Here is a 21,649-nt window from a genome sequence, read left to right as displayed (position 1 = left end):
ATGATTGTATAAATTTTAAATGGCCTACAAGGCATAAAGCAAAGAAAACCCCCAGGAGTAAATTGTTATGATCGAGACAATAATTCGATTTTTTCAGGAAGGCGGATTCTTCATGTATCCGATTTCAATCATTTTGGTAGTTGGTTTGGTGATTGCAATTGAACGCTATGTTTACCTGAGTGTCGCTAAGCGTAATAACCGCCAGGACTTTAATAAGCTTCACCGTATGATTAGCGGGAAGGACTTTAAGTCGGCTGTAAAGTTTGCTTCTTCGTCTAAGACCGCCATGTCGAATATGATCGGTGCGGGTCTGGTTCGATTAGGCCGCAGACAGCCACGTGAAGAAATTGAATATGCGATGGAAGAAGGCTTGCTGGAAACGATGCCGCGTTTAGAAAAACGTACGCAATATCTAGCGACTTTAGCTAACGTTTCAACCTTGCTCGGCTTGTTGGGCACGATCATTGGTTTGATCGCTGCATTTACAGCGGTTGCCTCGGCCGATCCTGCACAAAAAGCTAGCTTGCTATCACAAAGTATTTCAGTAGCGATGAACACGACTGCATTCGGTTTGATTGCGGCGATTCCTTTATTACTCGTTCACTCAGTACTTCAAACAAAGACTAACGAGATTGTCGATAGTTTTGAAATGGCGGGCATTAAAGTGATGAACTTATTAAGTGACCGATCAGCTTCGGTTCCAGCACCTGCTAAGGCTACACAGTCGCCAAGTGCTGACTCAGGGCTTAATGCGGCAGCCGCTGTTTAGTTGGTCTTTGTAAACCAACTTTATTGATCAATCCTTAGCGAAATAGGCAGACTCGACTATGAAACGCAAACATCGACGCTTACGAAGTGAAGCAGATCTGGATATCACGGCATTTATGAATTTAATGATCGTGCTTGTACCAATCTTGCTGATCAATATGATCTTTGCTCATACGAGTGTACTTGAGTTGAACTTTCCAACTCAAGACCAAAGCTCAGCTCAGGATGATGAGTCATTGCAGTTACAGGTAATGATTCTGGAAGATAAGTTGGTGGTTGCCGACAATAAAGGCGGTGTGATTAAGCAAATAGATAGTTTAAAGCGGAATTCAGTTGCAAATAATAGCTCTGACAACGCGGCCGTAAGTACTGGGGCTTACGACTTTGCGATGTTAGGGCAAGTGATGCAGGAGCTGAAATCGCGTATTCCGGAAAAGAAAGATATTACTGTCATGGCACGAAAAGACACTTCCTATCAGACCTTGGTGTCTGTGATGGATAAGGTGCGATCTTACCGTACCGTTGTTGCGGGAAGTGTAGTGAATGCCGAGTTATTCCCGGAAGTGTCGATAGCCGATGCGCCGGAAGTTGTTGATGCAAACGAAAGTGTTGCGGATGCCAAGACCGAATTAACTGATGGGAAGGTTAGATCATGAAAACATCAGCAAAAGCCAAGCGTATCCAGCGTCACCAACGCCGTAGTAAGAATCAGGGTAAGTTAAACCTGGTATCCTTGATGGACATCTTTACGATTCTTGTGTTTTTCTTGATGGTAAATTCCTCAAGTGATGTACAAGTATTGAACCAGAACAATATGGTCAAGCTTCCGGTTTCTAATGCTGATCAAATGCCAAAAGATGCGCTGGCATTAGCCGTGACTCACGACGATATTCTTGTCGGTGGCCGAGCGATCGTTAAAGTCGCCGAGCTTCGTGAATTTCAAGGAGAGGTAGAACCTCTGCTTAAGGCTGAGTTAGACTATCAGGCTTCAAAGTCTAACAGCGCAGTCGCGCCAGAAGGGCGTCCAATCACTATCGTTGCCGATCGAGAGTTGCCATATGAGCTGTTAAAGAAAATTATGACAACCTGTGTGGATTCTGGTTATGCCAGCATTTCACTTGCGGTTAATAAGCATGTTGAGCAGGAGGCTTAATCATGGCGTTTAATCAATTAGGGCCAGCCTGGAATGCCGAAGCAGGTGAGAGTGAACGCTTAGGGAAGATTACCGCAGCGGTTATTCCTGTATTTTTGGCAATCGCTGTTTATGTCTCGTGGGTGGATTTACCTGAGCAAGATAGGGAAGAGCTGGAAGCCCTGCCTCCTCAACTAGCAAAGGTCATACTTAAGAAAAAAGAAAAGCCTAAACCTGTCCTTAAAAAAGAGATTAAGAAAGAGATTAAGAAGGTTGAGCCTGAGAAGAAAGTTGCTGAGAAGCCAAAACCGAAACCAAAACCTAAGGCTCAAATAGCGAAAAAGCCCAAGCCAAAAATTAAGCCGAAAGCAAAAGATATTCAGTTGGCACGAGAGAAAGCCAAAACATCTGGTTTGCTAGCGATGAGTAATCAGTTGTCTGCACTAAGTAGCTTAGCTGATAGCGTTAAACTCGATACGCCCAAAACGATTTCGGCAAAACCTATTGCTCGTAAAGTTGAAGATAAGCTCGCCTCAAGAGCGAAAACTTCACGCAGTGCAGGCATTGATGAAACCAAGTTGACGCAAGAAACACAGAGAATGGAATTGGCCTCAAGAGAGATGACGGAAGTAGAAAAAGCTGAAGAAATTCAAACCGCGCTTGAACTGGCAGAACTGGATGCGAAGCGCATGGTTGCTCAGCGTACTCGTGAAGATATTCGTCGCACCATGGACGCCAATAAATCTGCGATTAACAGTATTTATAATCGCGCACTGCGTAAGAAGCCTTCACTGCAAGGAGCCTTTACTGCACAGCTAGTCGTTGAGCCAAGTGGTCAGGTCTCTAGCTGTTCGGCAGTAGAGTCAACACTGAATGAGCCAAGACTGGAAAGCAAAATTTGTAAGCGTCTGCGCTTAGTCAACTTCGGACAGAAGTCAGGTGTCGATCAGGCAACGATTAGCTATCCAATAGAGTTATTCCCAGGCTAGCCCAAATTTATTTGCTATCCATAGGCAGAGGGTTCCGCCCATTCGCTAATGATCGAACTCGTGCTAACCCGCCAGCGAGGCACGGAGGCCTCTGCCTACAAGTATGGTCGCTATCCCAGAAATACGATACTAACCCCCGCTCGTAAGCAGAGGGTTCCGCCCCTCGCTAATGATCATAGCCCGCAATCGAAGCATTGATGCCTCTACCACGAGCTTAGGGTGAATGCCTAAGCAGCGACTTCAGTCGCCGCTTTGGCTGGCTTTTTTGATGCGAGCCCAGAAAAACGCCCCTCAAAATACAGTTTAAGCTTCGAAATTTCCTCTTCATTCAAAAACAAACCGAGTTTGCTGCGGCGCCAGAGAATATCTTCAGCTGAGCGTGCCCATTCGTGTTCAATCAGGTAGTCGACTTCTGCAGAGAATAAGTCGGCACCAAAGTATTCTCCCATATCGCTCATGCCTTGTTTGTTCGCTAGAAAGCTAAAGCAAAGGGTGCCATATGATTTGAGGTAGCGTTGTACGAGAGTATGAGTTAGCCATGGCGCTTTCTTGTTAATAGCTTGTTCTATCTGCTCTCTTGTTTGACCAACGAACTGAACTCCGGGCATCGGTTCATCTGCAGTCCAAGGTTTACCAAGCTCCTTAATAAATGGCGACAGCTTGTTTAGAACCGCTTCTGAAAGCTTTCTGTAAGTGGTGATTTTGCCGCCATAGATTGAAAGCAGGGCGTTGCTTTCACTTTCCTGATGGAGTTCTAGCGTGTAATCACGGGTGATTGCTGAGGGGTCGTTTGATTCATCATCACACAGTGGACGGACGCCAGAATAGGTAGACTGGATATCTTCACGAGAAATCGAACGTTTGAAATGTTGATTGTATACCTTAATCAGGTAATCAACTTCCCACTCTTCAATTGCTACGTCTTCTGGCTTTCCTTGGTATTCTTTATCGGTGGTTCCGATTATTGAAAAGTGATCAAGATAGGGAAGTACAAATACCACACGCTTGTCTTCGTTCTGTAGAATGTAAGCTTCATCCAGTTCTTCAAAGCGGGGAACGATAATATGGCTGCCTTTAATCAGTCGAATATTTCGAGCCGGTTTAATATCTTCTGCCGCTGAATCAAGAAAGCTGTTTAACCAGGGGCCTGAGGCATTAACGATATTGCTTGCGAGAATATCGTAGCTGCGCTGTTCGATCTTGTTGAAGATACTTAGGCGCCAACGACCAAGATCTTTGTCGAAGCTCAAGTTATGGCACTGTGATTGAACTTCAATGCTTGCACCACGATTATGGGCATCTATCGCATTCATAACTACCAAACGTGAATCATCGACCCAGCAGTCATGATATTGAAAGCCTTTGGTGATCGAGTTTGTAAAAGGTGCATGACCATCAAATTTCACCTTCCGTGCTTTGGGCAAGGTATTTCGTTTGCTCAAGTGGTCATACATAAACAAGCCACAGCGGATCATCCATGCAGGGCGAAGGTGAGGGCGGTGAGGCATGACGAACTTCAGGGGTGAGACAAGGTGAGGTGCTTTATTAAGCAGTACTTCTCTTTCTGCCAGCGCTTCTTTAACTAGTCTGAACTCGTAGTGTTCCAGGTACCTTAGTCCACCATGTATTAGCTTGCTACTGCTGGAAGATGTACCTGAAGCCAAGTCATTTTGTTCACATAAGAACACTTTTAAGCCTCGGCCAGCGGCATCGGCAGCAATACCAGCCCCGTTAATGCCACCCCCAACAATAGCTAAATCATAGAAAAGTTCCTTTTTTTCACTGCTAATGTTCATATAAACCTCAAAAACGTTAATAATTTTACATATTATGTCATAAAACGAACATTTGGCTAGGCGAAATGTAATAATTGTTCAACAGTTTTTCGAAAAAGCGTGACAGAATTAGGCTTTCTGAAAATTAATTGAAAATAATCTTAGAATAGGACGGCGTGAATTGTTATAAATGGCGCGTGAAAAATAGCTATGTAGAAGTGATAAACAAACATCGACGCAGGTTCAGTAAGGCGTCGATGCAGGGTTGAATTGGTAGGGGTTAGGCGACGGTAAGCTTGATATTTTCTTTATTCAGAATACTTACGATGCTTTCCGGTGGTGTTTCACTGGTAAATATATGATGAGCTTCGGCAATGTTACCAAGCCGAGTTAAGGCATCCCGTCCGAATTTTGAATGGTCAGCGGCAAGGAAAATATTGCGGGAGTTCTCGACAATTGCTCGAGAAACTCTCACTTCCTGATAGTCGAAGTCGAGCAGGTCACCTGTATCGTCGATACCGCTGATACCAATGATCGCGTAGTCGACTTTAAACTGGCTGACGAAATCTATCGTTGCTTCACCCATTACACCTCCATCACGATTGCGGACAACACCGCCCGCGATAATAATTGTAAAGTCATCTTTGGTGCTCAAGATGCTCGCTACGTGAAGGTTGTTAGTAATCACCGTGAGGTTATTGTGGTTGAGAAGTGTCTGGGCTATTGCTTCAGTGGTGGTGCCGATATTGATGAAGATAGAAGAGTGGTCAGGAATCTCTAGCGCCACGGCTTCAGCAATACGCTGCTTTTCTTTGAGGAAAGCAACTTTACGGTTAGAGTAAGAGGTATTTAAAATAGTGGAGCTAAGGCCAGCGCCGCCGTGAAAACGTTGGATCTTGTTTTCGTTGTCGAGCTCTTTTAAGTCTCGACGAATGGTTTGTGGTGTAACATCAAATTTGCTGGCAAGCTCTTCAATTGTTGCAAACCCGGAACTACTTACGATCTCTATGATACGAGAGTGTCTTTCACTTTGTTTCATGGTAACGCAGACTTCTTATAAACAGTTAACGAAAGCATAGGTCGTGCAATATAGAAGAACCCTTCACCTGCACACCTGGCTAATATTGAAATAATAACATTTACACATGTAAGTGTATTGAACTATACGACAAAATAATATTTTTAGGGATCATAATATGGCTCAGTTCATTCTTTCTATTGATCAAGGGACGACAAGCTCACGTGCTTTACTATTTGATCACCAAGGCCGTGTAGCGTTTACTGCGCAAGCTGAATTTACCCAGCACTTTCCAAACGATGGATGGGTCGAACATGATCCAGAAGAAATATGGAGTACGACTGTCAGCGTAATCAAGCAAGTTCTTGCCAAATTAGATCTTGAATCCGACCAGGTAATGGGGATCGGTATTACCAATCAGCGGGAGACGACGATTGTTTGGGATAGAAAGACAGGAAAGGCAATCTATCCGGCAATTGTTTGGCAGGATCGCCGAACCTCTGAGTTTTGCCAGAGCCTGAAAGATAAAGGCTTGGAAGATACTATTTCTGAAAAGACTGGCTTGTTGGTAGACCCATACTTCTCAGCGAGTAAGATTCGTTGGATTCTTGATAATGTCGATGATGCTGATGAACGAGCTCGCGAAGGGGACTTGGCGTTTGGAACTGTCGATACTTTCCTGCTATGGCGCTTAACCGGTGGTCGGTCGCATGCCAGTGACGCCACGAACGCCTCTCGAACTTCCTTGTTCAATATACATACACAAGAGTGGGATAAAGAACTGTTACAGATTTTTGATGTCCCGGAACAGTTGTTGCCTGAGGTCAAGGATAGCAGTGATGAGTTTGGTGACACCGAGGCTGAGCTTTTCGGTATCTCTATGCCTGTCTACGGTATGATAGGTGATCAGCAGTCCGCCTTGGTAGGGCAGGCTTGCTTTACGCCAGGCATGATCAAAAGCACTTATGGAACAGGTTGCTTTATGATTGCCAATACGGGTGCGAAGCCACTACGCTCCAATAATCGTTTACTGACTACTGTTGCCTACCGTCTGAATTCTGAAGTGACATACGCTCTGGAGGGCAGCATCTTTGTTGCAGGAGCGGCAGTGCAATGGTTGCGTGATGGCTTAAAGTTTATCTCTCATGCTAGTGAAACGGTGGCGATGGCCAAGAAGGTTGGTTATGACAATTCGGTTTATCTGGTACCAGCCTTTACTGGCTTAGGTGCGCCTTATTGGGATCCGAATGCACGAGGTGCTTTGTTCGGTTTAACTCGAGATACGGGGATAGAAGAAATCGTCACAGCTGGCCTACAGTCAGTGTGTTATCAGACAAGGGATCTGCTCCACGCGATGGAGAAAGATGGTGCGCAAGTAAACACTTTAAGAGTAGATGGAGGCATGGTGGTCAATGACTGGGTTGTACAGTTTCTATCTGACCTTCTGAATGTTTCGGTTGACCGGCCTGAAATTGTCGAGACCACGGCATTAGGTGCGGCATACTTGGCTGGTTTAAAGGCCGGTTTATTTGAAAGCGTCGAGACGATTGCAGATATGTGGCATCTTGATAAACGTTTTTCACCTGATATTTGTCCAGAAGATGCAAAAAAACTCTATAGCGGCTGGTTAGATGCCGTCGGACGCGTAAAAACTGAACAAAATTAAGCGTCAGTGATAGTTGAATGCTAGACTTTAAGGATAGTAGTTTTCACTATTGTCGCGCATAATATTAGGAAATTGTCGAGAAGTGAACAATATAGTAATAGCCCTTCAGTGCTAAGAGGCGAGAGGCAGGAGCTTCTATGTGATTAAGAATTGGATTTTCAGTCTGACTTTGTTGGTGGCATCTGTGCCCTATGCTTTGTCCAGCGAAAGTGTAACTCTACAGCTCAAATGGAAACATCAGTTTCAATTTGCGGGTTATTATGCGGCGCTGGAAAAAGGTTTTTACGCTGAAGAAGGTTTGGATGTCGCCATTCGGGAAGCCGAGCCAGAGATGGACCCTATTGAAGTCGTCGTTAATGGTGAGGCTGAATTTGGAGTTGGCACCAGTGAGTTGCTGCTTTTACACAACCACTTTAAGCCTGTTGTCGTTTTAGGGGTTATATTCCAACATTCTCCTCTTGCTTTGTTAAGCTCCGCCAGTTTGCCTGAGAGCAACTTATACTCAAACATTCAGCAAGTACAAGACCTACGCAACAAACCTATTATGATTGAAGCCAACTCGGCTGAGTTAATGGCTTATCTTTCCAAAGAAGGTTTATCGCGTGATACGCTCAAAATTGTTAAGCACAGTTTTAATACTTCAGATGTGATGGCGGGTAGGGTTGCAGCTATGTCTGTTTATACCACTGATGAAGTGTTTGAGTTTGAGCGTTTGGGAGAGCCGTACACGCTGTTTCGACCAAAAGATTCCGGGGTCGATTTTTATGGTGACAACCTTTTTACTACGATTCATGAACTCAAACACCACCCTAAACGGGTTGCAGCATTTAGGCGAGCCAGTTTTAAAGGCTGGCGATATGCTATGGATCACCCCTCAGAAATTGTAGACCTGATCTATGAACGCTACAGCCAGCGACATACAAAAGCGCATTTAATGTTTGAAGCAGAGAAGATGAAAGACTTGCTAGAAAGTGAGCTAATCTCCCCAGGCTATATGACGAGTAAACGCTGGCACCATATTGCCAAGGTTTATGTCGAGCAAGGCAGCCTGTCTGCAGATTATTCGCTTGACGACTTTCTTTACAGGAGTGAGGAAGGGGTTAGTGCCGACTTGGTGAAACGTTGGGGGCTTGGTGCCTCACTGATTACGATTATATTGCTGAGCTTTCTCGCTTACGTTTGGCGCTTGAACCGTCGTTTGGATAAACGCACTTCTTGGCTTAGAACTGTGGTTGATAATACGCCCACTGCAATGGTGATTATGGATAGTCAGGGCAAAATCATTGAATGGAATCATCAGGCAGAACAAATTTTTGCTTGGGCTTCAGAAGATATCATTGGCCAATCTGTTTACGATTATGTGGTGCCCTTAGGAGACCAGAACAAGTTTCGTAGAATGATTGCGAACCTGTTTGATCGGCGAGAGGTTAAGGTTGCTGAGGGTTGGAGTCGGACCAATAGGAATAAGCTTGTTCTATGTGAATGGCACTACGCAGTCTTGCAACCTGGGCGGGTTGTTGCCATGGCTAATGATATTACCGAGCGTAAGGCATTAGAGAATAAGTTAAAAGAACTTGCTCATTCTGATGCCTTAACGGGGATAGGTAACCGGACTTTGTTCTTTGAAAAACTGGAAGAAGCGATCGCATTAGCTAAGCGAAGAAAGGAGCGTGTTGCGGTACTGTTTATTGATTTGGATGATTTTAAAATCGTGAATGATCAATATGGCCATGAAGTGGGTGATGTCGTGTTGTGTGAAGTTGTACAGCGCATCAAAATGGCCGTCAGAGAAGCGGATGTATTAGCTCGAATTGGTGGCGATGAGTTTGTGTTGATATTGCATGATTGTGAATCCAACGCGCATGCTCGGCAAGTCGCCGAAAAGGTACTGTTTAACCTGGAAAGACCTTTACAGGTTGCCGGTTTAACGGTCACCGTTGGTGGTAGTATAGGTATTAGTATGTACCCTGATAATGGTGAAAAAACGGCCGATATTTTGAAGTCTGCTGATCGGGCAATGTATGAAGTGAAGCAGAAAGAAAAGAACGGTGTAGGCATCGCCCCTCCTCGAAGCCGTTTAGGCAAGAAGGCTCACTAGCTTGGATGTCTTGTTAGATATTATCAAGGGGATAGATAACTATCTTGATGATCATGCTAGCGTTAAAGAAATTGAGCTTATTCAACATCTAAAATGCATTCAGCAAGAGCCGTTTTCCGAGTTCAATATAAGTCAGAGTAAAGACCTTTTTCGTGCCCACTTTCTGTTAAAACACGCCCTTTACACGCTACAAAACACTTATCTAGATGAGCAGCGTTTTTTTCTCGACATCAATCTGATAAATATATCTAGAAGACCCTTTGCAGAAGGAGTTTCCGAATTATCATCTTATGATTCGGTTAAGGCATATTACCTTGATATTAGCCACTATTTTGAAACAGAAGAAGATGAAGTAAACGACCTGCTCGATAAGTTTTGGCGTAAGTTTCTGGCAAATGATGATCGGCATGCTGCGCTAAGTGTATTAGATTTGCCTGCTAATGCTGACCAAAGGCAGGTTAAGCTTCAGTATCGTAAGCTTGCTCAAATTCATCACCCTGATAAGGGGGGCTGCGGGGAACAGTTTAAAAAAATATCCGCTGCTAAACGTTTGTTAGACCGGGCTTTGGGTTAAAGCCGTAAATTCGCTATAATGCGCGCCTTTAATGTTGTCGTTGTCAGGTTGTAGGGTTATGCAGAGCTTAGCAGGTTCAGAGAAATACGAGTTTAACAAGCTTCAAAAGCGCTTGCGCAGTGGCATGGGTAAGGCCATTGCCGACTTTAATATGATCGAAGACGGTGATCGTATTATGGTTTGCTTGTCGGGCGGAAAAGACAGCTACACCATGCTAGACATTCTGATGAGTCTGCAAAAGAGTGCTCCGATCAGTTTCGACCTAGTCGCCGTAAACCTTGACCAGAAACAGCCAGGTTTTCCTGACCATGTCCTTCCTAAGTATCTGGAATCACTTGATATTGAATATTATATTATTGATCGAGATACTTACTCCATCGTTAAGTCCAAGATACCAGAAGGCAAGACAACCTGTGGCCTGTGCTCACGTTTACGTCGTGGTACTTTATACTCCTTTGCTGAGGAGATTAAAGCGAATAAGATAGCTTTAGGCCATCATAAAGATGACATCGTTGAGACCATGTTTCTGAACATGTTTCATGGTTCAAGGTTGTCAGCTATGCCACCTAAACTGCTTTCTGATGACAAGCGAAATGTCGTGATTAGGCCGCTGGCTTATTGTCGTGAGAAAGATATTGAGCAGTTTGCTCTGGTGAAGGCTTACCCGATCATTCCGTGCAATCTTTGTGGTTCGCAAGAAAATCTCCAGCGTCAATCCATTAAGAAAATGCTTATTCAATGGGAAAAAGAACACCCTTCAAGAATTGAGTCAATTTTCACAGCCTTACAGAATGTATCGCCTTCCCAGTTAGCGGATACCCAGCTTTTTGATTTCGAAACACTAGCAATTGATCGCAGTGGTGAACGTAAAGAGTATGAGTTTGATTTAGAGCAATCTATTTCTTCATCCCGAACTAAAGAGGATGATATGGTTCAGATCGTTGAGGTTATGCCACGTTAAACTAACGCGAGTCTTCTCGCTGCGTTGGAATACATCTCGGGATTACATTTTAATAAGAAATCGAAAGGCAGGAATATGAGCGAGTCGGAAATACAAACCTTAATGCAGCAGGCTAACGAGTATATACAGTCTGAAAGACTCTCTCGAGCTCGTCGTTGCTATAATAAGATTCTTTCGATCGATCCGCAGAACTGTGATGCTCACTATTCTTTAGGGACGATTGCTCGCCAACAAAATGATAATCAAGCAGCGAAACAACACCTGCTGCATGTGTACCAAGCCGAGCCCCTCAATAGGACTTTTGTATTGGAACTAGCGGGTCTTTATGCTGATATGGGAATGATTGTTGAGTCAGCAAAGGTTTTCGAAGCTTATCTTTCAGTACAAGATGATATTGAATTATCAGGAAAATATGCCGAGGTCTTGGTAAAGGCTAAGGAATTTGAACGTGCGGTTGAATGTCTGAAAGCATGTGTTGGGAAGAAACCTGAAAATTTAAGTTATCGCATGCAATTAGGTAAATTGTTGTACCAACTATTACGTTTTGAAGAAGCACAATCAGTTTATTTGAGTGCAATTGAATACGGATTGAAAAGTGAAGGTTTATATCTGAATGCTGCAAAACTACATGTTGATCACGGACAGTTGGCTGTCGCTAAAGATGTATTGAATAAAGGTTCGGAAGACTTCCCTGAAAACCTGTCGTTTGCATATCGCCTTGTTCAATTGGATGCAGAGAGTCTTCACCCCGAATTGTATCAACGCTTAATCGATGTTGATGAGGCTACTTTAGAGGGAGACAATCGCTTTTATTATCAATGGTTGTTGGCAAATTTTGCTAAAAAGCAAGGTGAGCCGCTAGTTGAGATGGAGCATCTTGTCGCTGCGCATCGAATTTACAGTTCGATTACTCAATTTCCGAGAAGTACCGAGTTTTATCTGCAGGCATTGCCTCAGTTGACGCCACCTGATTCTGCACATTTTACTTCTCGACTTGCTAATCTCGAACCTGTTTTTATTATTGGTGTGCCACGTTGTGGTTCAACCTTGTTGGAAAATATCATTTGTCATGGGCCTCAGAATGTTGGCAAAGGTGAAGAAACCGGGTCCGTTATTGAGGCATTAGCCGTTGCTTATCAAAGTGGTGGACAAAACTTTTGGGAAGCTTTCGTTAGTCAGCTCGAATCTTCTTATATGCGACATGGCTTATTGCCGGAAGATTCATCAAGCGACGTAAAACGTTTTACTGATAAGTCTCTAGAAAACATATTCCTAATCGATTTCATTATGAAGGTGATGCCGAGAGCGAAGGTGGTTTATTGTGATCGAGCTCCACTCGCTTCGATTGTTTCTATTATGCGAAATAACATGTCTGTATTACCCTGGGCTCATGACTTAAATAATATATTCAAGTATGTGGATAATTGTTTAGTAGCAATGGATCGGACAAAGAATGCCTACCCTCAACGTGTGACAACAGTTAAATATGAGGAATTAGTGTGTGATCCGGAAGCTGAATCCAAGGCGCTTATGGCGTTTTGCGACTTGCCTTGGGGAGAACAGTGTTTGGATTTTCATAAAGAAGATAAGTTGCTAAGTAGAACGGCGAGTCATGTTCAAATTAGGCGGGAAATAAATCAGGATGCCGTCTCTGCGTATAAACAATATGAAAGTTTCTTTGAGCCTTTTTCAGAAATTTATCATTGGGCTTCTTAGCTAAGCGTTTAATAGCTGGTAAACTGTTTTCTGGATGACTGGCAAAGACCATAAGCCGAATAAAGTCATCATTGCTCCGGCAGAAGAGCGGAACCAGCGTTTTCTAATTGTCGCGGATAGTTTTTGTGCTAATAAACCGCTGCTCAACATTGAAGGCAGGGTGCCTAGGCCAAAAGCAAGCATGATTAGTGCTGAACCGAAGATACTTGCTTCCAAGCTTGCCCAGATCAAAGCCGAGTATACCAAACCACACGGTAGCCAACCCCACACCATGCCAACCACTAGCGCATCTTTGATTGATTTAATAGGCATAAAACGCTTTGATAATGGTTGAATCAAGGGCCAGAGTTTACTACCTAGTTTTTCAGCCCAGAGTATTCCATTAAACCATTGGCCTAGGTATAAACCCATTAGAATTAACATTGTTGCAGCTAAATATCTGAGAACCTCTAAGGCTGCTAATTGTTTGCTCAGCCAGAAACCAAGGCTGCCAACAATCAGTCCTGCGATGCAATAACTTATAACGCGCCCCAGATTATAGGAGAGTAAGAAGCTTGCCTTGTTTGATGATGAGGTATGTAAACCTAAGGCACTTGCTAAACCTCCGCACATTCCCAAGCAATGTGCAGAGCCTAGAAAGCCAAGCATAAAGGCAGAAATAAGAATACCGGGGTCATTTAGCAAACTTAGTCGTCCGATTTTTCACTATGTTGACTGTCTTTAGTATTCAGGTCTTTCTTTTGAGTTTTGTTGTTTTGCCCCGGGATCATGTCTTTATCATCATCATAGAGAATGCTGTGCGCGGGGCCTTCCAGGTCATCATACTGTCCGTTCTTAACTGCCCAGCCAAAAATGGCAATCGCTAAAGCAACAAGAATGATTGATAGTGGAATTAGAATATACAATATTTCCATCGAAGCTAACTCTTATCTTAAATCAGTTTAATTGGAGCACCTTTCCAACGCTCGCGACTTGTCCATGTTAGCGCTTTAACCTGAGAGAGTTAAAAACAACTAATAAAGAACTCAAGGACATTCCCAGGGCTGCGAAATAAGGTGGAACCCAACCAGCTGCAGCCATCGGGAGCATGCATAGATTATACATGATGGCCCAGGTCATATTTTGCTTAATGATTTTACGTGTTCTCTGCGCGTTTTGGAAAGCTTCGTTAATAACCGTCATATTTCCATTGAGCAGAATAGCGTCTGAATTTAACTTGGTAATGTCGCTGGCTTCGCCCATCGATATTGATAACTTAGCACCAGACAGGACAGGTAGGTCGTTAATACCATCACCCACCATTGTGACCTGTTTGCCTGCGGCCTGTAAACCTCTGACATAGGCCAATTTTTGCTCGGGCGACTGTTTTGCTTTGTAGTTAGCGATGCCGAGTTTAGAGGCGAGAATGGAGACAGAGTCTTGGTGGTCTCCACTTAATATATGAGTGGTGATACCCGCTTCCTGAAACTGTTTGATGCTTTCTTTACTGTCGGAGCGTAAAGCATCATTTAGCATAAATTGCGCAATCAGGTTCTCGCCATCGCTCAGATATAGGCTTAGGCCATTATGCTGTTGTAATGCTTGTTCGCAACTCTGTTTTAGTTCAACGAGTTCTGCATTGCCCAGTACGTAGTGTTGCCCCTGAAAAAAACCTTCGAGGCCCTTTCCAAGATGGTTTGTAACCCTTTCGGCTGGGCTGGTGAAAAATTCAGAAAAAGGCTTGGCGATCGGGTGGCTGGAGTGGTGTTCTAGTGCGGCAGCGATTTCAAGCGCTTTACTTTCTCCGCAGTGACTAAAAAGCTTCACACCAGAAATGCTGAGTTCACCTTTGGTTAGTGTCCCTGTTTTATCAAAAACAATATCGGTAATCTGGTTCATGGCTTCTTGCGCATGAGATTTGGTGATTAAGAAGCCTTTGCTGCGAAGGAATGTGTTGGCACTGGTCATTGCAGTTGGTGTTGCCAGAGATAAAGCGCAAGGGCAGGTAACAACCAAAACAGATAAAACAATGGTGAATACTTCGTCGGGGTTATTAAAGTACCAGTAGAGACCAACGACGCAAGCCGCGAATAGCACACCTGCTACAAAGTGGCTGGCAATTTTATCTGCCATTAATACGGTTTTGGGCTTCTCACTTGCTGCTTTATCAAGGAGCTTAATAATCGCTGCGACACGGCTCTCTTTGGGAGTAGCGGTAATGCGAACGAATAAGGTATTTTCGACATTAGCGGTGCCACCACTTACCTGAGCCCCAAGCGCTTTTTCAATGGGGAGAAACTCTCCTGTGAGGGCTGACTCGTCGACTTTGGAGACACCTTCAATAACCACGCCATCGGCAGGAAATACTTGGCCCTGTCTAACCACTAGTACCTCTCCAATTTCAAGCTGGTGAGCAGGTTTACTTTTTTCGCCATCTTCGGTTCTAATGATCGCTGTTGTAGGCAATAGTTTACCCATTTCGGCATCGCTGTTCAGGTGCTTATGGCGAGTTTGCATTTCCATAAACCGGCCAAGCAATAGGAAGAAGGTAAACATCGCAACTGAGTCGAAATAGACATCGGTCTCAATGCTTGCTTCGCTGTTTATCGTCAGGAAAGCACTGGCAAAAAACGCGGTCAGGATAGCGAGCGATACAGGGATGTCCATCGTTAAATGACGTGTTTGCAAGTCACGTAAGGCCGCTCGAAAAAATGGTAGCGCTGAAAAGCACACAACGGGTATGCACATTAACATGCTGACCCATCGAAAGAAGGAGATAAACTCGGCATCGATACCGCTATAGATGCCTAGATACAAGGGGACTGAAAACATCATGTTTTGCATCGCCGCTATACCAGCGACAGCGATACGAAACATTGCGCTGCGTTTCTCTTTCTCGGCAAGTTGTCTCGCTTTGTCTTCCTGATAGGGGAAGGCTTTGTAGCCTAGCTTGCGTATTTTAATCAGGATTTTGCTTAGCTTGATCTGTTCATTGTTCCAGCTAAGTAGCGCTTTGTGAGTCGTATGATTGATTGATAGATTTATCAGGCCGGGAAGTGAGCTGATTTCGCGCTCTAAGAGCCAAATACAAGCGGCACAGGTAATTCCTGAGATACTAAGTGCAGCATCAGACTGTTTGCCATCTACCGTAACAAAGTCAGTTTGTAGCGCCGGGTCATCATAAAGAAGTAGTTCATCGCGTTGTGCGTCGGTGAAGTCGTCGGGCTTTAATGAGGCTTCAGTGCGGTGTTGATAGAAGTTATCGAGACCACCAGAGACAATGGTTTCTGCGATCGCTAAACAACCATAACAACAAAACGATTGTTGTTCTCCGCCAATCTCAAGCTTTGCGCTAAAGCCTTTTGGAATCTCTTCATTGCAGTGGTAGCAAGTCTTGCACATGTGTTGCCAACCTAGTCCTGCGACTTGCTAGCAGTCTCGTTATTTTCGGTGCCACCTATATTAAGCGTTACTTTTCCTGTCGGGAAGGTGACTTCTTCTCTAATCCGCCAGCTTTCGTCAAAGGCATAGAGGTCGACATATCGACGGCCATCAACTGGTGATGTTAAATCTCCAACAAACTGGCCTGATGGTGTCGGCAGAAGCTTGATAACTTGATCTTGGTCTCCCACGGTTGGGTGTAGAATCTTCAAGGTTAAAAAGGCTTGTTGTTGGAGAGTAGGGTGATACTTGTCACCGACTAGCTCAATAATGATGGCTTGATCAACAATTTCTAAGGTTGGTTTCAAGCCGAGGTCATCCGCCATATTATCTTGTTCAATCGTCTGGTTTATACCCATGCCATCCTTGTAATAGTTGTCGCTAACCAGAGTGTCACGACCAACAACAGCAACAGTTACCATAATGCTGCTGAGTATAACCGAAGCAATAGGTACGCTCAGGACAAACCAAAGCCACGGCTGTTTGAACCATGGTTTTTTAGCTTGTTCATCTTGTGCTGCTTTCATTTCATTACCTCGGTTGTGCTTAGTTAATTTCTATTGTGTCGCTTTATTCAGCGCTGCCTAAAAAGCGGCTTTCGCTTGATGCGACCAAGTCTGGGTTATCTGTAGCCTTGACGGTAATCTCAATATCATAGTGGGTGACTTCCATATGTATGGGGTCGACTTCTATGCTAGTTGGTTGAGTGTATACTTCTCCGGCTTTCACGGATACCGTAGTGGGTGTGGTAATCTTTATCCCTTCAATGCCTTTGACGGTAATGTCAAAATCATGGGGTTCATCGCTCATATTCATAACTTTGAGAATATAAGTGTTTTCGATTTTACCTAAACCCGTTAGCTGGTATAAAGCGCCCCGATCTTTTATTACGTCTAACTCTAGTGGAACACGTGTTGCAACGGAATAGGCAAACGCACCCATCATGCCGAGTAATAATACAGCGTAGGCAATGGCTTTGGGTCTTAGTATATGGCTCTTCTTACCGATGAGGGCATTCTCAGTGGTGTAGCTGATTAGACCTCGGTCATACTTCATTTTGTCCATGATTGAGTCACAGGCGTCGACGCATAAGGCGCAGCCAATACACTCATACTGAAGCCCATCACGAATATCGATGCCCGTTGGACAAACCTGTACACACATGCCGCAGTCAACGCAGTCGCCAAGGCCTTGTTCTTTATAATCAACATTACGTTTGCGGCTTCCTCTTGGGTCTCCACGACCTTTGTCGTAGGAAACAACAAGTGTGTCTTCATCAAACATTACAGATTGAAAGCGTGCATAAGGGCACATGTATAAACAAACTTGTTCACGTAACCAGCCAGCATTCAGGTAGGTTGCAACTGTAAAGAAGCCAATCCAGAATATTGCCCAGGCGTCGACTACACTAAAGGTGAACAGATCTGGAACTAACTCACGAATAGGGTAGAAATAACCGACAAAGGTCAGGCCGGTGCCAAAGGAGACCAATAACCAAAGAGTGTGCTTAAGGGTCTTTTTGATCATCTTTTCAGAGCTGAATTCCGCTTTATCAAGCTTCATTCGTTGGTTCCTGCTCCCTTCAACCTTTTCCTCAATCCACATGAAAATAAAGGTCCAGGAAGTTTGTGGGCAGGTATAACCACACCAGACGCGCCCAAAAAGGGTGGTGACGAAAAACAGACCGTAGGCACAAATGATTAGAAGCAGTGCTAAAAGAACGAACTCTTGTGGCCAGAATGTCATGCCGTAGATATGGAATTTACGTGCAGGGAGGTCGAAATGAACCAGTTGCTGGCCGTTGATTGATATCCAGCAAATTGAAAAGTACATGGCCATCAAGGCCCAGAGTGAAAACTTCCTGATTCGCTGAAAAAGACCGGCAATTTTTTTGACGTAGATTTTTTTTCGAGACTCGTAGAGCTCGACGGTCTTACTGACGTCTGCTTGCTTTGAATCTTGGCCGTAGACTTCCAGTTTCTGCGTACCGGGTTCGATATTTTGGGCTGGGATCTTCTTAGACATAGGCAACGGCTTCCATATCTAGTGGAGGAAAGGTTTCTTTTCTAGAAAGTCTGTGATGAGCAAAGGCTGTCTAGAGAAGAGATCTTATATTCTGTGAGAGTGGGCCTGGCTACTCAGCCAGGCCCACGAGTCTCAGACAGTCTTATTTGTTAGATAAGCTGTAAACGTAAGCTGCAAGTAGGTGAACTTTGTCTTCACCAAGTAGGTCTTTTTGTGCTGGCATTACGCCTGCTCGACCATAAGTGAGTGTTTGATTGATCTTAGATGCCGTGCCGCCGTAGAGCCAAACATCATCTGTTAGATTTGGTGCGCCGACGGCTTGATTACCCTTAGCCTCAGCCCCATGACAGGCTGCACAGGCAGTCTGGTACATCGCTGCGCCGGCATCAACAGCTGCTTTATCATCACTACGTCCACTAAACGAAAGTAAGTAATGAGTCATATTTTGTATGTCAGTTTTGCTCATAGCGGGATTTAAACCTTTGGCAGGCATTTGACCGTTTCGACCATACAGGAGGGTGGTTTTGATCGCGTCTGGACTTCCACCATATAACCAGTCGTGGTCAGTCAGATTTGGAAAGCCTAATGCGCCGCGACCTGTTGATCCGTGACATACTGAGCAGTTATTAGCAAACAAACGCTGTCCTACTTTCATTGCTTCGGCATCTTTGGCGAGTTCTTCAATTGGCTTTGCCGCGTAGGCTTTGAATATAGGTGTGTACTTTTCATCAGCTTCAGCAACTTCTGCTTCCCATTGACCGGTAGAAGACCAGCCTAAGAAACCTTGGAAGTTACCTAAAGTCGGGTACAGCAATGCGTATGCGAATGCAAAAACAACTGAACCGATAAACATATGGAACCACCACTTTGGAAGTGGATTATCGTACTCTTCGATCCCATCGAAGGCATGGGGCATCTTTTGTTCAGTCTCTTCATCTGTAGTTTGGCTTTTTCGGGTGGCTACTAGCAGCCATGTACTACCGATCAAAGTACCGATAATAATGACTGAGACCCATACACTCCAAAAACTAGTCATGTTCTTCTCTCTCTTTTTCGCTCAAGGTACGTTCCGCGATATCGTCATCCTGAAAGGGCAGGTTGGCTGCATCGTCAAAATCTTTTTTCTTTTTGCCGTTATAGGCCCATAAGCATATGGCGACAAAGGCGATCATGACCAAGATGGTAGATAGACCGCGTAACGTGTTGATATCCATAATATTGGTTCTTACTTGTTCTTAAGAACGGTGCCAAGCTGCTGTAGATACGCAACCATAGCTTCGATTTCTGTTTTACCTTTCACCGCTTCTGCTGCACCGGCAATGTCTTCGTCGGTGTAGGGAACGCCTACTGTACGAAGTGCTTCCATTTTCGCAGCAGTACCTTTGTGGTCTACGATAGCTGTAAACAACCAAGGGTAGGACGGCATTTTGGACTCAGGTACAACATTACGTGGGTTATAAAGGTGAGCACGTTGCCAGTCGTCACTATAGCGACCACCAACACGAGCCAGATCAGGACCAGTACGCTTAGAACCCCATAGGAATGGGTGCTCATAAACATGCTCTCCGGCAACTGAGTAATGACCGTAACGTTCAGTCTCAGCGCGGAAAGGTCTGATCATCTGCGTGTGACAGGTGTGACAACCTTCACGAATATAGATATCACGACCCTCAAGTTCTAAAGCGGTATGTGGCTTCAGACCTTCAATGGGGGTTTGCATGTCTTTGTGGAAGAACAGTGGAACTGCTTCTACCAAGAAACCAAAACTGATAGCTACGACAATCAGAGGGATCATCAAGCCAAGGTTTTTTTCTATTATCTCATGATTCATTGACTCTTCTCCTAAGCTGCTTCAGTCACGGTATCAAGTGCTTTCGCATCTTTCTGCTTAATGGTTAGCCAAACGTTCACGGCCATGATAAGCATACCTGACAAGAAGATAGCACCACCAATTGCACGAACAAGATAACCAGAATGACTTGCTTCTAAAGACTCTACAAAGCTGTAGGTAAGGGTACCGTCATTGTTTACTGCACGCCACATTAGGCCCTGCATAATACCGTTTACCCACATTGCGGCGATGTATAGAACCGTGCCGGCAGTCGCTAACCAGAAGTGTAGGTTGATCATAGACGTGCTATACATTTCTTTAATGCCATAAAGCTTTGGAATCAAGTGATAAACCGCACCGATAGAAATCATCGCTACCCAACCGAGTGCACCAGAGTGAACGTGCCCAATAGTCCAGTCAGTGTTGTGAGATAGCGCGTTTACAGTCTTGATAGACATCATCGGACCTTCGAAAGTAGACATGCCATAGAAAGAAAGCGATACAACCAAGAAACGTAGTACTGGGTCAGTACGTAGTTTATGCCATGCACCAGAAAGCGTCATCATACCGTTGATCATACCACCCCATGATGGAGCTAGTAGGACTAGGGACATGATCATGCCCGCACTCTGTGCCCAGTCAGGAAGAGCGCTGTAATGTAGGTGGTGAGCGCCTGCCCATACATATAAAGAAATCAGTGACCAGAAATGAATAATAGATAGTCTGTAAGAATAAACTGGCTTGCCAGTCTGTTTAGGAACGAAGTAGTACATAATGCCCAAGAAGCCTGCCGTCAGGAAGAAACCAACAGCATTATGGCCATACCACCACTGCATCATCGCATCGACAGTACCTGCGTAAGCAGAGTAGGACTTCCAGAACGTGACTGGAATGGCCATGCTATTCCCGATGTGTAGAATCGCGACAGTGATAATAAATGCGCCATAGAACCAATTTGCAACATAAATGTGCTTGGTCTTACGCTTCATTATGGTACCAAAAAAGAGGACGCCATAGGCTATCCAAACTAAGGTGATTAGAATATCGATCGGCCACTCAAGCTCTGCGTATTCTTTTGCGCTAGTAATGCCTAGTGGCAAAGTGATCGCTGCTAGAACGATGACCGCTTGCCAGCCCCAGAACATGAATGACGCGAGGGTGTCCGAGACCAGGCGTGCTTGGCAAGTCCGCTGCACCACATAAAACGATGTAGCAAATAGAGCACTACCCCCAAAAGCAAAGATAACTGCGTTAGTGTGCAGTGGGCGAATACGACCGAAGCTTAAATAAGGTGAATCGAAGTTTAGCTCTGGCCATACTAATTGAGCAGCGATAAGAACACCGACGGCCATGCCGACAATACCCCATACCACCGTCATAATGGCAAACTGTCTTACAACTTTGTAGTTGTAAGTGATTTGGTTGGTCTCTTTGCTCATCGTTGAGGGTCCATTATTCTACATAAAGTGGAAACGCAAAAAATAAGAAATGTAAACCTTGCACACATCGCTTATTTTTTTACTACCTAAGTAATGATTTAGGGGTATGTTAATACCCCCAAATCGGCTAGGCGTGAAGGGTACTGATCAGAAAGGACAAAATCAATCTTTTATCACGAAAGTTAGGGGGGAAAGTTGATGTATATGAACTTGGTTTAAGCCGATGGAATGCGCAAA

The 21,649-nt window shown here is 44.5% G+C and carries 20 protein-coding genes; 9 read left to right on the top strand and 11 right to left on the bottom strand.

What is annotated here, in order from left to right; translation table 11 throughout:
• The first annotated feature begins 67 nt into the window (after positions 1 to 67).
• The 4 genes from A3729_RS28460 to A3729_RS28445 are packed head-to-tail and all read left to right on the top strand — an operon-like array spanning position 68 to position 2,889.
• Positions 68 to 769, top strand: coding sequence for a MotA/TolQ/ExbB proton channel family protein (locus A3729_RS28460; RefSeq protein ID WP_068511508.1), 702 nt, complete (start codon positions 68 to 70; stop codon positions 767 to 769).
• A gap of 58 nt (positions 770 to 827) precedes the next feature.
• Entirely contained in the window at positions 828 to 1,424 is a 597-nt protein-coding gene (locus A3729_RS28455) for a biopolymer transporter ExbD (RefSeq protein WP_068553966.1), read from the top strand.
• Positions 1,421 to 1,921 (top strand): biopolymer transporter ExbD, encoded by a 501-nt coding sequence (locus A3729_RS28450; RefSeq protein ID WP_068511512.1) that lies wholly within the window; start codon positions 1,421 to 1,423, stop codon positions 1,919 to 1,921. The genes A3729_RS28455 and A3729_RS28450 overlap by 4 nt, the downstream gene beginning before the upstream one ends.
• Positions 1,922 to 1,923: 2 nt before the next feature.
• Positions 1,924 to 2,889 carry an AgmX/PglI C-terminal domain-containing protein gene (locus A3729_RS28445; RefSeq protein ID WP_068553968.1) on the top strand — a complete coding sequence of 322 codons (966 nt, stop codon included), beginning with the start codon at positions 1,924 to 1,926 and terminating at the stop codon, positions 2,887 to 2,889.
• Between the two features lie 227 nt (positions 2,890 to 3,116).
• Here the strand turns inward: A3729_RS28445 and glpD are convergent, their stop codons facing one another.
• Both glpD and A3729_RS28435 read right to left on the bottom strand, forming a co-directional pair.
• Complete coding sequence (gene glpD / locus A3729_RS28440; protein ID WP_068567642.1) at positions 3,117 to 4,685, bottom strand: glycerol-3-phosphate dehydrogenase; 1,569 nt, start codon at positions 4,683 to 4,685, stop codon at positions 3,117 to 3,119.
• Between the two features lie 259 nt (positions 4,686 to 4,944).
• A complete protein-coding gene (locus A3729_RS28435) occupies positions 4,945 to 5,703 on the bottom strand; it encodes a DeoR/GlpR family transcriptional regulator (RefSeq protein ID WP_068554486.1) in 759 nt (252 codons plus the stop codon).
• 157 nt (positions 5,704 to 5,860) lie between these two features.
• Between A3729_RS28435 and glpK the strand changes: the two genes are divergently transcribed.
• The 5 genes from glpK to A3729_RS28410 all read left to right on the top strand — a co-directional run bounded on the left by glpK (position 5,861) and on the right by A3729_RS28410 (position 12,697).
• On the top strand, positions 5,861 to 7,348 hold the full coding sequence (glpK, locus tag A3729_RS28430) for a glycerol kinase GlpK (protein WP_068513108.1): 1,488 nt from the start codon (positions 5,861 to 5,863) through the stop codon (positions 7,346 to 7,348).
• Positions 7,349 to 7,487: 139 nt separating this feature from the next.
• Positions 7,488 to 9,446, top strand: coding sequence for a diguanylate cyclase domain-containing protein (locus tag A3729_RS28425; RefSeq protein WP_068554484.1), 1,959 nt, complete (start codon positions 7,488 to 7,490; stop codon positions 9,444 to 9,446).
• Between the two features lies 1 nt (position 9,447).
• Positions 9,448 to 10,020 (top strand): DNA-J related domain-containing protein, encoded by a 573-nt coding sequence (locus A3729_RS28420; RefSeq protein WP_068554482.1) that lies wholly within the window; start codon positions 9,448 to 9,450, stop codon positions 10,018 to 10,020.
• Between the two features lie 58 nt (positions 10,021 to 10,078).
• Complete coding sequence (gene ttcA, locus A3729_RS28415; RefSeq protein WP_068554480.1) at positions 10,079 to 10,981, top strand: tRNA 2-thiocytidine(32) synthetase TtcA; 903 nt, start codon at positions 10,079 to 10,081, stop codon at positions 10,979 to 10,981.
• Positions 10,982 to 11,056: 75 nt separating this feature from the next.
• Positions 11,057 to 12,697, top strand: a complete 1,641-nt coding sequence (locus A3729_RS28410; RefSeq protein WP_068554478.1) for a sulfotransferase — start codon at positions 11,057 to 11,059, stop codon at positions 12,695 to 12,697.
• Here A3729_RS28410 and A3729_RS28405 read toward each other — a convergent pair whose 3' ends face one another.
• From A3729_RS28405 to ccoN, 9 genes are all read right to left on the bottom strand, one after another.
• Complete coding sequence (locus A3729_RS28405; RefSeq protein WP_231875596.1) at positions 12,698 to 13,381, bottom strand: sulfite exporter TauE/SafE family protein; 684 nt, start codon at positions 13,379 to 13,381, stop codon at positions 12,698 to 12,700. It abuts the gene before it with no gap.
• Between the two features lie 2 nt (positions 13,382 to 13,383).
• Complete coding sequence (gene ccoS / locus A3729_RS28400) at positions 13,384 to 13,611, bottom strand: cbb3-type cytochrome oxidase assembly protein CcoS (RefSeq protein WP_068554477.1); 228 nt, start codon at positions 13,609 to 13,611, stop codon at positions 13,384 to 13,386.
• 67 nt (positions 13,612 to 13,678) lie between these two features.
• A complete protein-coding gene (locus tag A3729_RS28395; protein WP_068554476.1) occupies positions 13,679 to 16,078 on the bottom strand; it encodes a heavy metal translocating P-type ATPase in 2,400 nt (799 codons plus the stop codon).
• Positions 16,079 to 16,089: 11 nt separating this feature from the next.
• Positions 16,090 to 16,644: a FixH family protein gene (locus A3729_RS28390; protein WP_068514731.1), complete on the bottom strand. Its 555-nt coding sequence runs from the start codon at positions 16,642 to 16,644 to the stop codon at positions 16,090 to 16,092.
• A 43-nt stretch (positions 16,645 to 16,687) separates the two neighbouring features.
• Positions 16,688 to 18,142, bottom strand: coding sequence for a cytochrome c oxidase accessory protein CcoG (gene ccoG, locus A3729_RS28385; protein WP_068514732.1), 1,455 nt, complete (start codon positions 18,140 to 18,142; stop codon positions 16,688 to 16,690).
• 142 nt (positions 18,143 to 18,284) lie between these two features.
• Positions 18,285 to 19,178, bottom strand: coding sequence for a cytochrome-c oxidase, cbb3-type subunit III (gene ccoP / locus A3729_RS28380; protein ID WP_068509683.1), 894 nt, complete (start codon positions 19,176 to 19,178; stop codon positions 18,285 to 18,287).
• Positions 19,171 to 19,356: a CcoQ/FixQ family Cbb3-type cytochrome c oxidase assembly chaperone gene (locus A3729_RS28375; RefSeq protein ID WP_068509685.1), complete on the bottom strand. Its 186-nt coding sequence runs from the start codon at positions 19,354 to 19,356 to the stop codon at positions 19,171 to 19,173. The genes ccoP and A3729_RS28375 overlap by 8 nt, the downstream gene beginning before the upstream one ends.
• Before the next feature lie 11 nt (positions 19,357 to 19,367).
• Entirely contained in the window at positions 19,368 to 19,973 is a 606-nt protein-coding gene (gene ccoO / locus A3729_RS28370) for a cytochrome-c oxidase, cbb3-type subunit II (protein ID WP_068514735.1), read from the bottom strand.
• A gap of 11 nt (positions 19,974 to 19,984) precedes the next feature.
• Positions 19,985 to 21,412: a cytochrome-c oxidase, cbb3-type subunit I gene (ccoN, locus tag A3729_RS28365; protein WP_068514738.1), complete on the bottom strand. Its 1,428-nt coding sequence runs from the start codon at positions 21,410 to 21,412 to the stop codon at positions 19,985 to 19,987.
• Positions 21,413 to 21,649 lie beyond the last annotated feature (237 nt).

This window comes from Oleiphilus sp. HI0043, assembly GCF_001634935.1.
Note: the sequence above shows the minus strand (reverse complement) of the source record. Positions and strands in the feature narration are given on the sequence as shown.

Coding starts and splice junctions, on each gene's coding strand:
- ccoN (WP_068514738.1), bottom strand. CDS start 21,412: ATGAGCAAAGAGACCAACCAAATCACTTACAACTACAAAGTTGTAAGA.
- ccoS (WP_068554477.1), bottom strand. CDS start 13,611: ATGGAAATATTGTATATTCTAATTCCACTATCAATCATTCTTGTTGCT.
- A3729_RS28375 (WP_068509685.1), bottom strand. CDS start 19,356: ATGGATATCAACACGTTACGCGGTCTATCTACCATCTTGGTCATGATC.
- A3729_RS28410 (WP_068554478.1), top strand. CDS start 11,057: ATGAGCGAGTCGGAAATACAAACCTTAATGCAGCAGGCTAACGAGTAT.
- A3729_RS28460 (WP_068511508.1), top strand. CDS start 68: ATGATCGAGACAATAATTCGATTTTTTCAGGAAGGCGGATTCTTCATG.
- ccoO (WP_068514735.1), bottom strand. CDS start 19,973: ATGAATCATGAGATAATAGAAAAAAACCTTGGCTTGATGATCCCTCTG.
- ttcA (WP_068554480.1), top strand. CDS start 10,079: ATGCAGAGCTTAGCAGGTTCAGAGAAATACGAGTTTAACAAGCTTCAA.
- glpD (WP_068567642.1), bottom strand. CDS start 4,685: ATGAACATTAGCAGTGAAAAAAAGGAACTTTTCTATGATTTAGCTATT.
- glpK (WP_068513108.1), top strand. CDS start 5,861: ATGGCTCAGTTCATTCTTTCTATTGATCAAGGGACGACAAGCTCACGT.
- ccoG (WP_068514732.1), bottom strand. CDS start 18,142: ATGTCTAAGAAGATCCCAGCCCAAAATATCGAACCCGGTACGCAGAAA.
- A3729_RS28450 (WP_068511512.1), top strand. CDS start 1,421: ATGAAAACATCAGCAAAAGCCAAGCGTATCCAGCGTCACCAACGCCGT.
- ccoP (WP_068509683.1), bottom strand. CDS start 19,178: ATGACTAGTTTTTGGAGTGTATGGGTCTCAGTCATTATTATCGGTACT.
- A3729_RS28435 (WP_068554486.1), bottom strand. CDS start 5,703: ATGAAACAAAGTGAAAGACACTCTCGTATCATAGAGATCGTAAGTAGT.
- A3729_RS28395 (WP_068554476.1), bottom strand. CDS start 16,078: ATGTGCAAGACTTGCTACCACTGCAATGAAGAGATTCCAAAAGGCTTT.
- A3729_RS28445 (WP_068553968.1), top strand. CDS start 1,924: ATGGCGTTTAATCAATTAGGGCCAGCCTGGAATGCCGAAGCAGGTGAG.
- A3729_RS28455 (WP_068553966.1), top strand. CDS start 828: ATGAAACGCAAACATCGACGCTTACGAAGTGAAGCAGATCTGGATATC.
- A3729_RS28390 (WP_068514731.1), bottom strand. CDS start 16,644: ATGAAAGCAGCACAAGATGAACAAGCTAAAAAACCATGGTTCAAACAG.